This window comes from Streptomyces sp. NPDC050732 (genome assembly GCF_040654255.1).
In the GTDB taxonomy this organism is placed as follows: Bacteria; Actinomycetota; Actinomycetes; order Streptomycetales; family Streptomycetaceae; genus Streptomyces.
In genome coordinates this window covers 1-14688 of sequence record NZ_JBFAHP010000005.1, presented here as the reverse complement: position 1 = coordinate 14688, position 14688 = coordinate 1, and the positions used below count along the sequence as shown (strand labels likewise).

Here is a 14688-nt window from a genome sequence, read left to right as displayed (position 1 = left end):
CGGCCGGTTGGACGACGTTGTTGGACCGTCGGGAACCGTGTGACTCTGAGCGACGTATGACACTTTCCCGATAACTTCCGGACGCCTGGGAGAATTCATGCCGGAACTGACGGCCGACGGCCCGGAGCACTCCGCGGCGAACCGAGCGGCGTTCGACCGCAAGGGCCTGCGCCAGGGCGCACCGGGGAACCCCGGGCCCCCCGAGACCACCGTGAAGATCCTCGGCCGCGTCTGGGCGGCGCCCCTGGTCGTCGGACCGCTCGCCGCCCCGGCCCGCCCCGGCGGCGAACTCGCCGTGATCCGCGCCGCGGGCGCCGCCCAACTCCCCGCGGTCGTCGGCGCCTTCGCCGAACGCGCCTTCAGCGAGCTCTCCTCGGCCGCCGACGTCCCGCCCTGGCTGCGCACCTACGCCTTCCGGGACCGCGACACCGGACGCGACCTCGCCGCGCGGGCCGAGGACGCCGGATTCGGGGCGGTGCTCCTGGCGCTCGGCAGCCGCGACGATGCCCGCCTCGGGAAGGTCGCCGCCCCCGCCAACCTGACGCGGCACGCACCGTCGAGCGACGTCCGCACCCTGCTCGACACCCGCGCCGGCTGGGCCGACGTGGCCGGGCTGCGCGCGGCCACCGCGCTGCCGCTGCTCGTCGCGGGCGTGCGCACCGAGTCCGACGCGCTCCGCGCCCTGGACAGCGGCGCCGACGGCGTCGTGGTCACCTCCCTCGACGCGCTCCCCGCGATCGCGGAGACCGTGGCGGGGCGCTGCCCGGTCCTGCTGAGCGGCGGGATCCGGCGCGGCGCGGACATCCTCGTGTCCCTCGCGTCCGGTGCCGACGCGGTGTTCGCCGGGCGCCCCGTCCTCGACGGGCTGCGGGCCGGCGGGCGCGCGGGAGTGGCGGAGGCGCTGGACGGCCTCGTCCGGGAGCTCGGCGAGGCGATGACGTTCACCGGCACCGCGACCGTCGCGGACATCGGCCCCGGCCTGGTCCGCACCGCGCCGTCCCCCACGGACACGGCCACAGAGACGGCCACGGCACCGGCCGTGGCCGCGCGGCCGCTGCGGAAGGCCGACCTGCACGCCAGTGTGTCCGCCCCGGTCCTCGACACGATGACCTTCCTCAACGAGATCACCTCCCGCTACCCGGAGGCGATCTCCTTCGCGCCGGGCCGCCCCCACGACGGCTTCTTCGACAACGAACAGATCTTCACCCACCTCCGCCGGTACCTGAACCACCTGGAGGAGCAAGGGCTTTCGCCGCAGCAGGTGCGCACCGCCATGTACCAGTACGGGCCCACCGCGGGCCAGATCCGCGAGATCATCGCCGACTCGCTGCGCGCCGACGAGAACATCGACGTCCCGGCCGAGTCGATCGTGGTGACCGTCGGCGCGCAGGAGGCCATGCTCCTCGTCCTGCGCGCCCTGATCACCGGCCCCGACGACGCGCTCCTGGTCTCCAGCCCCTGCTACGTGGGCATCACCGGAGCGGCCCGCCTCCTGGACGTCGCCGTGACCCCCGTCGAGGAGCACGAGGACGGTGTCTCCTGCGCCGACCTGGAGGCGGCGATCAGGAACGAGCGGGCCCGCGGGCGCCGGCCCCGCGCCTTCTACGTCGTCCCCGACCACTCCAACCCGTCGGGCACCACGATGGGTCCGCGGGCGCGGGCCGAACTCCTCGAACTCGCCGCCCGGCACGGCATCCTCATCCTGGAGGACAGCCCCTACCGCCTGGTCAGCCCCGGCCCGCCGCTGCCGACGCTGAAGTCCCAGGACCGCGCGCACACGGTCGTCCACCTGGGCTCCTTCTCGAAGACCGTGTTCCCCGGCGCCCGCGTCGGCTTCGTCGTCGCCGACCAGCCCGTCGTCGACGAGTCCGGGCACACAGGCCTGCTCGCGGACGAACTCGCCAAGATCAAGAGCATGGTGACGGTCAACACCTCCTCGCTCAGCCAGGCCGCCGTGGCGGGCACGCTCCTCGCGGCGGGCGGCCGGGTCTCGGAGCTGAACGCGGCAGCGGCCACCTATTACGGCGATGCCATGCGGGCCACGCTCAGGGAGCTCGACGCACACCTGCCCCCGGAGCGGCGGGAGGCCCTCGGCGTGGGGTGGAACGAACCCACGGGCGGGTTCTTCCTCACCCTGCGGGTGCCCTTCCGCGCGGACAACGCCGCGCTGATCCGCTCGGCACAGGACTTCGGCGTCATCTGGACGCCGATGACGTACTTCCATCCCGACGGCGGAGGCCTGCACGGCATCCGCCTGTCGACCAGCTATCTGACGCCCGCCCAGATCCGGGAGGGCACCGCGCGGCTCGTGCGGTTCATCGAGGCGGAGAGCGCGCGAACGGTGACCTGACCGCGAGCTCGACCTGACAGGGAAGGACAGGACAGTGACCGGCACCGAGACCATGCGGTACCTGCGCAGCAAGCCACGAATGTGGGGGTGGACCTTCCGATGACCACGGGGACCGCATCGATGACCATGGACCCGGCACCGCCCACGACGTTCGCCCACCCCCGCGTCGTCGGCGTGGGCACGGCCGTGACCGCCGCGTCCTACTCGCAGCTGGAGGTGCTGGACGCCTTCGGGATCACCGACCCCAAAGTGCGCTCGGTGTTCCTCAACAGCGCGATCGAACGGCGCAACCTCGCCCTTCCTCCGGAGGACGCCCACGGCGTGCGCGCCCCCGAGTCCCAGGGCGACCTGCTCGACAAACACAAGGCACTGGCCCTGGAGATGGGCGGCGAGGCCCTGCGCGCCTGCCTGAAGAAGGCCGGCGCCGACCTCGCCGACCTGCGCCATCTGTGCTGCGTGACCTCCACGGGACTGCTCACGCCCGGCCTCAGCGCCCTGCTGATCCGCGAGTTGGGCATCGACCGCCACTGCGGCAGGACCGACATCGTCGGCATGGGCTGCAACGCGGGACTCAACGCCCTGGGCGTGGTGTCCGGCTGGTCGGCGGCCCACCCCGGGGAGCTCGCCGTGGTGCTCTGCGTGGAGGCGTGCTCGGCCGCGTACACCGTGGACTCGACGATGCGGACGGCGGTCGTGAACAGCCTGTTCGGCGACGGAGCGGCGGCCGTAGCCCTGTTCACGGATACGACATCCGCCCAGGGTCCGAACTCGTACGCCGAGGCGCCGACCGTCCTGAAGTTCGCGAGCTGCGTCATCCCCGAAGCGGTCGACGCCATGCGGTACGACTGGGACCGCGTCCAGGGCAGGTTCAGCTTCTTCCTCGACCCGCAGATCCCCTACGTGGTGGGCGCGCACGCCGAACCGGTCGTCGACCGGCTGCTGGCGGGCACCGGGCTGCGCAGGAGCGACATCCGGCACTGGCTGGTGCACTCCGGCGGCAAGAAGGTGATCGACGCGGTCGTCGTCAACCTCGGACTGACCCGCCACGACGTCCGCCACACCGTCGGTGTGCTGCGCGACCACGGGAACGTGTCCAGCGGCTCGTTCCTGTTCTCGTACGAACGCCTCCTCGACGAGGGGGTCACCCGGCCCGGCGAGTACGGAGTGCTCATGACCATGGGGCCGGGCTCCACGATCGAGACGGCGCTGATCCGATGGTGAGGACGGCAGAGACCATGAACGCGGTGTACGCACTGGAGTTGGACGGATCCGAGCCCCTGTCGGCCACGGCGGTCAAGGCCGTCGGCGCCCTCTGCGACCGTACGGAGGACGGGACAGGACCCCCCGTCGTCGCCCTGCACGTCACGGGGGCACCGCGGGACGGCTGGGCCGACGATCTCGACGTCATGCTGGTCACCAAGTGGGAGCGCGCGCTGCGCCGCCTGGAGCGGCTGCCCGCGGCCACGGTGGCGGTGGCCCGCGGCGACTGCGGCGGAACCGCGCTCGAAGCGTTCCTGGCCGCCGACGTCCGCGTCGCCTTCCCGGACACGCGGCTGCTCCTCCCGCGCGACGCCTCGGCCACCTGGCCCGGAATGGCCGGCTACCGCCTGGTCCGGCTCGCCGGGATCGCCCGGATACGCAAGGCCCTCCTGTTCGGCCGGACGATCGAGGCGGCCGAGGCGCTGGCGCTCGGCGTCGTCGACGAGCTGACGGACGATCCGGCGGCCGCGCTCGCCGTCATCGCCGAGCTGGCCGGCGGCCTGTCCGGCAAGGAGGTCGCGATCCGACGACAGTTGATGTTCGACGCGGCGACAACCGGCTTCGAGGACGCCCTGGGCGCCCACCTCGCGGCCTGCGACCGCGCTTTGCGGCAGGCCGCCGGCGCGGGGGAGGAGGCGTCGTGACGACCACTCTTCCGGGGCAGTCGCCGCGGCCAGGGAAGTCGCCCCAGCCCGGTCGGCCACCGCGACCGGGGCAGCCGGGGCATCCGCCTCAGCGCGGTCGTGCGGTCGTGCCCGGTGCGCGCCTCGCGGCCTGTGGCCGTGTTGGGCCAGGGGAGGAGGCGTCGTGACGGCCACGCTCCCGGGCCCGCCGCCGCAACCGGACCAGTCGCCGCGACCGGGACAGTCGCCGCAACTCAGTCACTCATCGAACCCGGAACACCCGGAGCACCCGGCCCCGGCCGGTCACGCCGACGTGCGGGACGCCTGGGCGGAGGCGGTCGCGGAGGGTGGCGTCGTGGCGCGCGTCGACGCGTTGGTGGCCGGGCTGCCCGAGCCGTCCGCCCGTACCGCCGAGCAGCGTGCCGACATCGCCGCGGCCAAGGACGCGGCGCGCGCGCTGCGGGTCGCGTTCCTCGACACGTATGCGGACGCCGTCTACGACCGGTTGACCGCAGGCCGCACCGAGTCCCCGCGCATCGAGGAACTTCTCGCCGCCGCGGCCGTCGCCTTCCCGGGCTTGGTGCCCGGCGAGGCCCGGCTCGCCGCCGAGCGGAGCAGGCCGCAGGCCGCCAAGGAGGGGGACGAGATCGACCAGGGCATCTTCCTGCGGGCCGTGCTCCGTTCCCCGTCCGCGGGGCCGCACCTGCTCGATGCCATGCTGCGGCCGACCCCGCGGGCCCTGGGGCTCCTGGACCAGTTCACCCGGACGGGAGTCGTGGAGATGGAGTCCGTGCGCGTCGAGCGGCGCGCCGACGGCGTGGCGCGGCTGACCCTGTGCAGGGACGACTGTCTGAACGCCGAGGACGTCCGCCAGGTCGACGACATGGAGACCGCCGTCGACCTCGCCCTGCTCGACCCGGCCGTCCGGGTCGGGCTGCTGCGCGGCGGGGAGATGACGCACCCCCGCTACCGCGGCCGGCGCGTCTTCAGCGCGGGCATCAACCTCAAGAGCCTCAGCTCCGGTGACATTCCGCTCGTCGGGTTCCTGCTGCGGCGCGAACTCGGCTATCTGCACAAGCTCGTGCGCGGTGTGCGCGCCGACCATCCCGGCCGGTGGCACTCGCCCCTCGTGGAGAAGCCGTGGGTCGCGGCCGTCGACGGCTTCGCCATCGGGGGCGGCGCCCAGCTCCTGCTGGTCTGCGACCACGTGCTGGCCGCGTCGGACGCCTACCTCAGCCTGCCCGCCGCGAAGGAGGGGATCATCCCCGGCGTGGCCAACTTCCGGTTCAGCCGGTACGTGGGCCCGTGCCTGTCCCGGCAGGTGATCCTGGAGGGCCGCAGGATCAGGGCCGCCGAGCCCGACGCGCGGCTGCTCGTCGACGAGGTCGTGGAGCCCGAGGACATGGACGCCGCCGTGGAGGCGGGCCTGGCCCGGCTCGACGGCGCCGCGGTGCTCGCCAACCGGCGGATGCTCAACCTCGCGGAGGAGCCGCCGGACGCGTTCCGCGCGTACATGGCGGAGTTCGCGCTCCAACAGGCCCTCCGCATCTACGGCCAGGACGTCATCGACAAGGTCGGCCGCTTCGGTGCGACACCGCACGGTTGAGGGGACACTGCGATGCCGATCGCCCGGATCAACGGGATCAACCTCGGTTACGACGAGTACGGCACCGGAGAGCCGGTCGTCATGGTCACCGGCACCGGTGCCCCCGGCCGGATGTGGCGGACCCACCAGGTGCCCGCCCTCACCGGCGCGGGCTACCGGGTGATCACGCTCGACAACCGGGGGATCCCGCCGAGCGATCCGTGCCCCGACGGGTTCACCCTCGCCGACATGGTCGCGGACGTCGCGGGGCTCATCGAGTACCTGGGCGCGGGTGACGGCGCGTGCCGGGTCGTCGGCTACTCACTGGGTGCCATCGTGGTCCAGGAACTGCTGCTGACCCGGTCCGACCTCGTGAGCCAGGCCGTCCTGATGGCGACCAGCGGACGCACCGACGCCCTTACCGCCGCGATGACCGCCGCCGACGTGGAACTCACCGACGGCGGGGGCAAACTCCCGCCCCGCTTCGCGGCCTACGTACAGGCCCTGCAGAACCTCTCCCCGCGTACCCTCAACGACGAGGAACGCCTGCGCGACTGGCTCGCCGTCTTCGAGCTGTCGGCCGTGGACGCCACGGCGACGGGCGCACGCGGCCAGCTCGGGCTGCAGCTCATCCCGGACCGGCTGGCCGCCTACCGCCGCATCAGCAGGCCGTGCCTGGTCATCGGTTTCCAGGACGACCTGGTCATCCGCCCGCACCTGTCCCGCGAGGTCGCGCGGAGCATTCCCGGCAGCTCCTATACGGAGATCCCGGGCTGCGGCCACTACGGATATCTGGAGAGGCCCGCGGCGGTGAATTCCGCGATCACTGGATTCTTCACCGAGGCTGGACAGCCTTGTAGGCCTCGAAACACCCCGATAGCGTGAAACGCGTCCCGCCGACGGAATTGCACGTCCTGTCGACGGAAACTGACCGACGGAAATTGATCGGAGTGGTTATGCCGAACCCGTTCGACGACGAAAACGGCACCTTCCTGGTTCTCGTGAACGACGAGAACCAGCATTCGCTCTGGCCCGCCTTCGCCGAGGTGCCGGCCGGCTGGAAGGCCGTGTTCGGAGAAGACACGCGCAAGGCGTGCCTGGACTACATCGAGGAGAACTGGACGGACATGCGTCCCAAGAGCCTCATCGAAGAGATGGAGAGGTTCGAAGCCGCCGGCTAGGCGCTCCCCGACCGAAACGACAACGGAAACAGGAGGTTTTCGTGGCCATGATCGGCGGCCCGGGGCCGGTACTGATGCGGGGGATGGGTCCTGACGAGTCGGTGACCAAGCAGAAGATAAAGCCTGGCACGGCCAAGCGAATCCTCCCCTATACGAAACCGTATCGCTTCAACATAGGTGTTCTCCTGGTCGTCACCGTGCTCAACGCGGGCAACGTGGTGGCCACCCCCCTTCTCTTCAAGTACCTCATCGACGACGGCATCGTCGACGGCAACACCTCGGTGGTCGTGTGGATCGCCGTGATCGTCGCCGTCCTCGCCGTGCTGAGCACCGGCTTCGGGTTCGCGGAGGCCTGGTACTCGGGGCGGGTCAGCGAGGGGCTCATCTACGACCTCCGCACGAAGATCTTCGACCACGTGCAGCGACAGCCGCTGGCGTTCTTCACCCGCGCCCAGACCGGGTCCCTCGTCAGCCGCCTCAACACGGATGTCGTCGGCGCCCAACAGGCGGTCACGGCACTGCTGTCCACGGTGGTGTCCGCCGGGCTGACCCTGCTCCTCGTCCTCGGCGCGATGTTCTACCTGTCCTGGGTGGTCACCCTGGTCTCCCTCGTGGTGATCCCGCTCTTCATCCTGCCGGGCCGGGTCGTCGGCCGCAGGCTGCAGCGGATCATGCGGGAGCACATGCAGGTCAACGCCGAGGTCGGCTCGTTCATGAACGAGCGCTTCAACGTGACCGGTGCCCTGCTGAGCAAGCTGTACGGCCGCCCCGCGACCGAGACGCACATGTTCTCCCGACTGGCGCGCAAGGGACGCGACCTCGGGGTCCTGACCTCCGTCTACGGCAAGATGCTCTTCCTGACGATGACGCTCGTCGGCGCCATCGCCACCGCCCTCGTCTACGGCATCGGCGGTGCCCTCGTCATCGAGGGCACGTTCCAGATCGGCACGCTGGTGGCCCTCGCGACGCTGCTCACCCGGCTGATGGGCCCCATCAACCAGCTGTCGAGCGCGCAGACGAGCGTGCTGACCGCCCTCGTCAGCTTCGACCGGCTCTTCGAGATCCTCGACCTGAAACCGCTGATCTCCGAGAAGCCCGACGCGGTGCCCCTGCCGGCCGCCGCGGCCACGGCCGCCGCCGACGGAAGTTCCAGGGCACCGGAGATCACGTTCGAGAACGTGTCGTTCCGCTACCCGAAGGCCGCGGACGTCTCGCTCGCCTCGCTGGAGTCCATCGCGCTGCCGTCGCAGGAGCGGGCGCAGAACACCTGGACCCTGCGCGACCTGACGTTCACCGTGCCCGCGGGCAAACTCACCGCGCTGGTCGGCCCGTCGGGCGCGGGCAAGACCACCATCACCCACCTGGTGCCGCGGCTCTACGATCCGGTGGAGGGCGTCATCCGGATCGGCGGCCACGACATCCGCGACGTGACGCTGAAGTCGCTGAACGACACCGTCGGCATGGTCACCCAGGACGCGCACCTCTTCCACGCGACCATCCGCGACAACCTCACCTACGCGCGGCCCGACGCCACCGAGCAGGAACTGATCGACGCGTGCAAGGCCGCGCAGATCTGGGACCTGATCGAATCGCTGCCCGACGGCTTCGACACCGTGGTCGGCGACCGCGGCTACCGCTTCTCCGGCGGCGAGAAGCAGCGTGTGGCCATGGCGCGGCTGCTGCTCAAGGCCCCGCCCATCGTCGTGCTCGACGAGGCCACCGCCCACCTCGACTCGGAGTCCGAGGCGGCACTGCAACGCGCCCTGAAGACCGCGCTGAAGGGCCGCACCTCGCTGGTGATCGCGCACCGCCTGTCCACGATCAGGGACGCCGACCAGATCCTCGTCGTCGACAAGGGCCGCGTCCAGGAACGCGGCACACACGAGGAACTGATGCAACTGGAGGGCGTGTACGCGGAGTTGTACCGCACACAGTTCTCCCGCCAGCCCTCGAAGAACGGCGACGGGCCCGTGCCCGAGCCGGTCGGCGGCCCGCACGGCCCCGGCCCCGTCCTGACCGGTGGCCCAGGCGGTCCCGGCGGCCCGATGCCGGGCGGCCCGCACGGAGCCTTCCCCGGCGGCCCGGGAGTCTTCCTCGCAGGACCGGGCGGACCTGGTGGTCCCGGTGGACCGGGCGGACCAGGTGGACCGGGGGGCCACGGCGGCCCACCGCCCCCTGGCCACGGATGAGATGAGCCCTGCCCCTCCCACGGCATCCGCGATGCGGCACACCGCATCGCGGATGCCGTTCCGTCACACCGGCCCGCACCCGGCGCCCCGCCGGTACGCTGAACCGTGGCGGCGGGCTGTGACCAGTGTGTGACCCCCGCTCGGAGATCCTGGTCAGCCATGATCCATCGGGGGGTGGGGCTGTGAGGGTGCTGGTGGTAGAGGACCAGGCCGAACTCGCGGATTCCGTGGCCAGAGTGCTGCGCCGCGAAGGAATGGCGGTCGACGTCGTCTACGACGGAGAGGGCGCGCTGGAGCGCACCTCCGTCGTCGACTACGACGTGGTCGTACTCGACCGCGACCTGCCCACCGTGCACGGCGACGAGGTGTGCGGCGCCCTGATGTCCGAACCCGCCCGCACGAGAGTCCTGATGCTCACGGCGTCCGGCACGATCGCGGACCGGGTGGAAGGACTCAGCCTCGGCGCCGACGACTACCTCCCCAAACCCTTCGCGTACGCCGAACTGGTCGCCCGCATCCGGGCGGTGGCCCGCCGCGCCCAGCCGGCCGTACCGCCGGTCCTCGTCCACGGCGACCTGCGGCTCGACCCGGCCCAGCGGATCGCGACGCGCGCCGGGCAGCGGCTCTCGCTCACCCCCAAGGAGTTCGCGGTCCTCGAATACCTGATGGCGGCCCGCGGCCGCGTCGTGTCCGCCGAGGAGCTCCTGGAACGGGTGTGGGACGAGGCGACCGACCCGTTCACCACGACGGTCAAGGCGACCATCAACAGGCTGCGGCCGAAGCTCGGTTCACCACCGGTGATCGAGACCGTGCCCCGCGGCGGGTACCGGATCCCCCGATGACCTGACGAAGCGAAGCGAGATGCCGATGCGTCTGCGAAGCGCGGCCCGCGCGGCCCTGTCCCGAGCCGGACTCGTCGCGCGCCTCATGCCCCGACGGGTCCGCATGCGGCTCACCCTGCTCTACGGCCTGCTGTTCGTCGTGTCCGGCGCCGTCCTGCTCACGATCACCTACCTGCTGGTCAACCGCCCCAACAGCACCGTCCTCGTCAGCCGCCGCGGCGGCTCCGGCTCACCCGGCGACGCCGGCGTCCACATGTACTCCCGCGACCAGGTCCCGGGAGCCGTCGACAGCTTCGCCCACGCACAGCAGCAGCAGGCGATGCGCCAGCACGCCGCCGAGATGCAGCACCTGCTGACCCAGTCCGGCATCGCACTGGCGATCATGGCGGTGATCGCCATAGGCCTCGGCTGGCTGGTCGCGGGGCGCGTCCTGCGGCCGCTGCGCACCATCACCACCACCGTCCAGCGCATCTCCGCGCACAACGTGCACGAGCGCCTCGCCGTCGACGGGCCGGGCGACGAGCTGAAGGACCTGGCCGACACCGTCGACGGCCTCCTCGGCCGGCTGGAGGCCGCACTCGACTCCCACAAGCGCTTCGTCGCCAACGCCGCGCACGAACTGCGCACCCCCCTGACCGTCGAACACGCCCTCCTGGAGGAGTCCCTGATCGACCGCGAGGCCACCGTCGACTCCTTCCGCGCCAACTTCGAGCGGCTGCTGACCCTCAGCGAACAGCAGGCCCGCCTCCTGGAATCACTGCTCACCCTGTCCGGCAGCGAGCGCGGCCTCGACCGCAGGGAACCGCTCGACCTGGCGGAGCTGACCGGCGACGTGGTCCTCGCATCCCGGCCGGAGGCGGACCGGCGGGGGCTGCGCCTGGAACCGCACATCGAACCGGCGTGCACCTGGGGCGACGACGCGCTCGTCGAGCGTCTCGTCGCCAACCTCCTGGACAACGCCATGGGGTACAACGCGCCCGACGGCTGGGTGACGGTCGTGACCGGCGTCAGGAACGGCCGCGCCTTCGTCCGCGTCGCCAACACCGGCCCGCAGATCCCGCCCGCCGGGGTGAGCCGCCTCTTCGAGCCGTTCCAGCGCCTCGGCCGGACGGCCGACAACGGACACCACGGCCTCGGCCTCTCCATCGTCCGCTCCATCGCGGCGGCCCACGACGCGACCCTGCACGCGCACGCGCGGCCCCAGGGCGGCCTCGTCGTCGAAGTGGACTTCCCCCTGCGGACACCGGCCCCACCGCTTCCGCACCGGGCACCGGCGGAACGGCCGGGAATGCCCACCGCGGACGGTCGCGCCCATTCCCCCCTGGGCCATAGCATTTAATTCTCCGTGCGAGGCCACGCGCCTTTTCCTTTGCATGCCCGTCCGGCCTGCCTTGAGCGCGTACCGGTATCTCTGTCCAAGTGCGGAAAGTGCGCGGTTGGACGGCTCGTACGGCCTTGACGCACCTATGGCCCGGACAGCCGGAACAGCCGAGGGGAATTGCTCGGCCAGGGGGAATGATGAACGGCAACGCTGCTCGTGCTCTGCCCCTCCTCGACGCCCAGGAGGGAATATGGCTGGCACAACGCGTAGCGGGCTCCCGACGGCTGTACAGCGTCGGGCAGTACGTCGAGATATTCGGACCCGTCGACGAAAACTCATTCGAGCGCGTACTGCGGCAGTTGACGGACGAGACAGAAATCCTGCACGCGCGATTCGAGGACGACGGCGCCGGCGGATCACGGATGATCTTTCCTGGTGAAGACGCAGATCGCCCGCCCGCCGAATTCCTCGACCTCACCGCCGAGGACGACCCGAGAGCGGTCGCCGAAACGTGGATGCGGGCGGAGCTGAACCAGGAGATCCCCGCCCACGCCGTCCGCCCCTTCTCGCACGCTCTCTTCCGCCTGGCACCCGACCACCACATCTGGTACCAGCGCTACGACCACCTCCTGATGGACGCCTACGGCTGCACCCTGCTCGCCCGCCGCGCCGCCACCGTCTACACGGCGCTCCTCGACGGAAAGCCCTTCGCCCCGGCGGACCACGCCCCCCTGCGCGAACTGATGGAACAGGAGTCCGCCCACCGCGCCTCCGACCGGTACGAGGCAGACCGGCGGTACTGGCACGAGCACTTCGCGGACCGCCCCGACCTGACCGGCGTCCCCGGCCACCGCACGACGACCGGCCCGGCCGACCCCGAAGCCCCCGACGCGTCCGGCGCGCCCGAAACCGTCCTGCGCGAGACAGGGCACCTGTCGCCACGCGCCGTCGCGGCGCTGCGCGCGGCGGCCACCCGCGCCGACGTGAGCTGGCCCCGCCTCGTCGTCGCGGCGGTCGCCGCCTTCGTGGGCAGGCTGACCGGTTCCGACGAGGCGATCCTGAGCCTCCCGGTCGCCGGCCGCACGACCGAACAGGCCCGCCGCACCCCGTGCACCAAGGCGAACATCCTGCCGCTCCGCCTCCCCGTGACCGCCGACACGAACCTCCTCGACCTCGCGCGGACGGCGGCCGGGGAGATCGGCGACCTCATCGACCACCAGGACTTCCGGGGCGAACGACTGCGCCGCGAACTCAACTGGCCCACCGGCGACCGCTGGTACTTCGGCCCGTACGTGAACGTCATGCCGATGGCCGGCGAAACCCTCACCTTCGGAGACCAACAGGCCGTCGTCCACGACCTGTCCAGCCGCCGTGTCGAGGAGTTCGGCGTCCTGGTGAGCGGCGCGTCCGCCGACCACGGCATGGAGATCACCTTCGAGGCCAACGCGCAAACCTACGACCGCGCCTGGCTCCGCGGCAGCCACCGCTCCTTCCTGCACTTCCTGGAGCAGCTGACGGCCGACCCGTCGCAGCCGGTGGGACACGTGCCGCTGATGGCCGAACCCGAGCGAGGCATGCTGCTCACCGCGTGGAACCCCGCCCCGCGCCCGACAGCGGCGGACACGGTGCCGAAGTTGCTGGCCCGCCAGCTCGGCTGGTCGGCGGACGCGGTGGCGGTCGTGGACACGGAACGGTCCATCACGCACGGCCAGTTGGATGCGGCGGCGGGGCGTCTGGCGTCGTATCTGGCGGGTGTGGGTGTGGGGCGTGGTGATCGTGTAGCGGTGGTGATGGAGCGCTCGGTCGATTTGGTGATCGCGTTGTTGGGGCTGTGGCGTGCGGGGGCGGTGTATGTGCCGGTGGATGTGGAGTATCCGGCGGAGCGGGTGACGTTCCTGTTGGGGGATTCGGCGCCGGTAGCGGTGGTGTGTACGGAGGCGTACCGGGACGTGATCCCTGCGGATATGGGTGGGCGGCTCGTGGTGCTGGATGATCCGGGGGTTCGTGCGGCTGTTGCGGGGTGCCATGCCGATGGTCCGGCAGTGTCAGTGGGCGCGGGGGACGTGGCGTATGTGATGTATACGTCGGGTTCGTCGGGGGTGCCGAAGGGTGTGGCGGTTCCGCACGGGAGTGTGGCGGGGCTGGTGGGGGATCCGGGCTGGCCAGTACGTCCCGGTGGTGTGGTGTTGATGCATGCGCCGCATGCCTTTGATGTGTCGCTGTTCGAGGTGTGGGTGCCGCTGGCGGCGGGCGGCCGTGTGGTGGTGGCTGGGCCGGGTGTGGTGGATGCGGCTCGCATTCGTGCCGCGATTGCGGATGGTGTGTCGGTGGTGCATGTGACGGCGGGGATGTTCCGGGTGCTTGCGGAGGAGTCCCCGGAGTGTTTCGCCGGGTTGGAGGAGGTGCTGACGGGCGGCGATGTGGTGCCGGTCGGTGCGGTGGCGCGGGTGCGGAAGGCATGCCCGGGCGTGGCGGTCCGGCACCTGTACGGCCCGACCGAGATCACTCTCTGCGCGACCTGGCATGCACTGCCGATCGGTGCACCCGACCGTCCGGCCCTGCCCATCGGGCGACCTCTCGCCAACCGGCAGGTGTACGTCCTGGACGCGGCGTTGCAGCCGGTCCCGCCCGGTGTGGTGGGGGAGTTGTACGTGGCCGGGTCCGGTCTGGCGCGCGGCTATCTGCGGCGGCCGGGCCTGACGGCGGAACGTTTCGTGGCCTGCCCGTTCGGTGACGGCGGTGGACGGCGGATGTACCGGACCGGCGACCTCGTCCGGTGGACGGCCGAGGGCGAGCTGCTGTTCGTGGGGCGCGCGGACGAGCAGGTGAAGGTGCGCGGGTTCCGCGTCGAGCCGGGCGAGGTCGAGTCGGTGCTCGCCGGATACGCGGGGGTCGGGCAGGCCGTCGTGGTGGCCCGCCAGGACGGCGCTTCGGCCGGCGACAAGCAACTGATCGGCTACGTCGTGCCGGACGAACGGCAGCGCGAGCGGGGTGCCCTCGACCCCCGAGCGGTACGCGAGTACGTGGGGGAGCACCTGCCGGAGTACATGGTCCCGGCGGCTGTGCTGGTCCTGGACACCCTGCCGATCACGGCCAACGGCAAGCTCGACCGCGCCGCCCTCCCGTCCCCCGACTTCGCGGGCGCGGGCGCCGTCCGTGGCCCGGCGACGCCCGTGGAGGAGGTGCTGTGCGGCCTGTACGGCGAGGTCCTCGGCCTCGGGCGGGTCGGAACCGACGCGTCGTTCTTCGACCTGGGCGGGGATTCGCTGTCGGGTATGCGGTTGGTGGCGCGGGTGCGGGCGGTGCTGGATGTGGAGGTGGGGATCGGGGAGTTGTT

10 protein-coding genes are annotated in these 14688 nt (G+C 71.5%); all 10 read left to right on the top strand.

Features of this window, described 5'->3' with window-relative positions; translation table 11 throughout:
• Positions 1-97 precede the first annotated feature (97 nt).
• A complete protein-coding gene (locus tag AB0H82_RS06040) occupies positions 98-2350 on the top strand; it encodes an aminotransferase class I/II-fold pyridoxal phosphate-dependent enzyme (RefSeq protein WP_362989302.1) in 2253 nt (750 codons plus the stop codon).
• Between the two features lie 120 nt (positions 2351-2470).
• Positions 2471-3571 carry a 3,5-dihydroxyphenylacetyl-CoA synthase DpgA gene (gene dpgA / locus AB0H82_RS06035; protein ID WP_362989647.1) on the top strand — a complete coding sequence of 367 codons (1101 nt, stop codon included), beginning with the start codon at positions 2471-2473 and terminating at the stop codon, positions 3569-3571.
• A 14-nt stretch (positions 3572-3585) separates the two neighbouring features.
• Positions 3586-4254, top strand: coding sequence for an enoyl-CoA-hydratase DpgB (gene dpgB / locus AB0H82_RS06030; RefSeq protein WP_362989300.1), 669 nt, complete (start codon positions 3586-3588; stop codon positions 4252-4254).
• 292 nt (positions 4255-4546) lie between these two features.
• On the top strand, positions 4547-5839 hold the full coding sequence (gene dpgC / locus AB0H82_RS06025; protein WP_362989645.1) for a (3,5-dihydroxyphenyl)acetyl-CoA 1,2-dioxygenase DpgC: 1293 nt from the start codon (positions 4547-4549) through the stop codon (positions 5837-5839).
• Between the two features lie 12 nt (positions 5840-5851).
• Positions 5852-6703 carry an alpha/beta hydrolase gene (locus tag AB0H82_RS06020; RefSeq protein ID WP_362989298.1) on the top strand — a complete coding sequence of 284 codons (852 nt, stop codon included), beginning with the start codon at positions 5852-5854 and terminating at the stop codon, positions 6701-6703.
• A 71-nt stretch (positions 6704-6774) separates the two neighbouring features.
• Positions 6775-6999, top strand: a complete 225-nt coding sequence (locus AB0H82_RS06015) for an MbtH family protein (protein ID WP_362989296.1) — start codon at positions 6775-6777, stop codon at positions 6997-6999.
• 47 nt (positions 7000-7046) lie between these two features.
• A complete protein-coding gene (locus tag AB0H82_RS06010) occupies positions 7047-9188 on the top strand; it encodes an ABC transporter ATP-binding protein (RefSeq protein ID WP_362989643.1) in 2142 nt (713 codons plus the stop codon).
• A gap of 182 nt (positions 9189-9370) precedes the next feature.
• A complete protein-coding gene (locus AB0H82_RS06005; RefSeq protein ID WP_362989294.1) occupies positions 9371-10030 on the top strand; it encodes a response regulator transcription factor in 660 nt (219 codons plus the stop codon).
• Between the two features lie 25 nt (positions 10031-10055).
• Positions 10056-11369: a HAMP domain-containing sensor histidine kinase gene (locus AB0H82_RS06000; protein WP_362989292.1), complete on the top strand. Its 1314-nt coding sequence runs from the start codon at positions 10056-10058 to the stop codon at positions 11367-11369.
• 176 nt (positions 11370-11545) lie between these two features.
• A partial coding sequence (locus AB0H82_RS05995; protein WP_362989290.1) for an amino acid adenylation domain-containing protein occupies positions 11546-14688 on the top strand: 3143 nt, incomplete at its 3' end.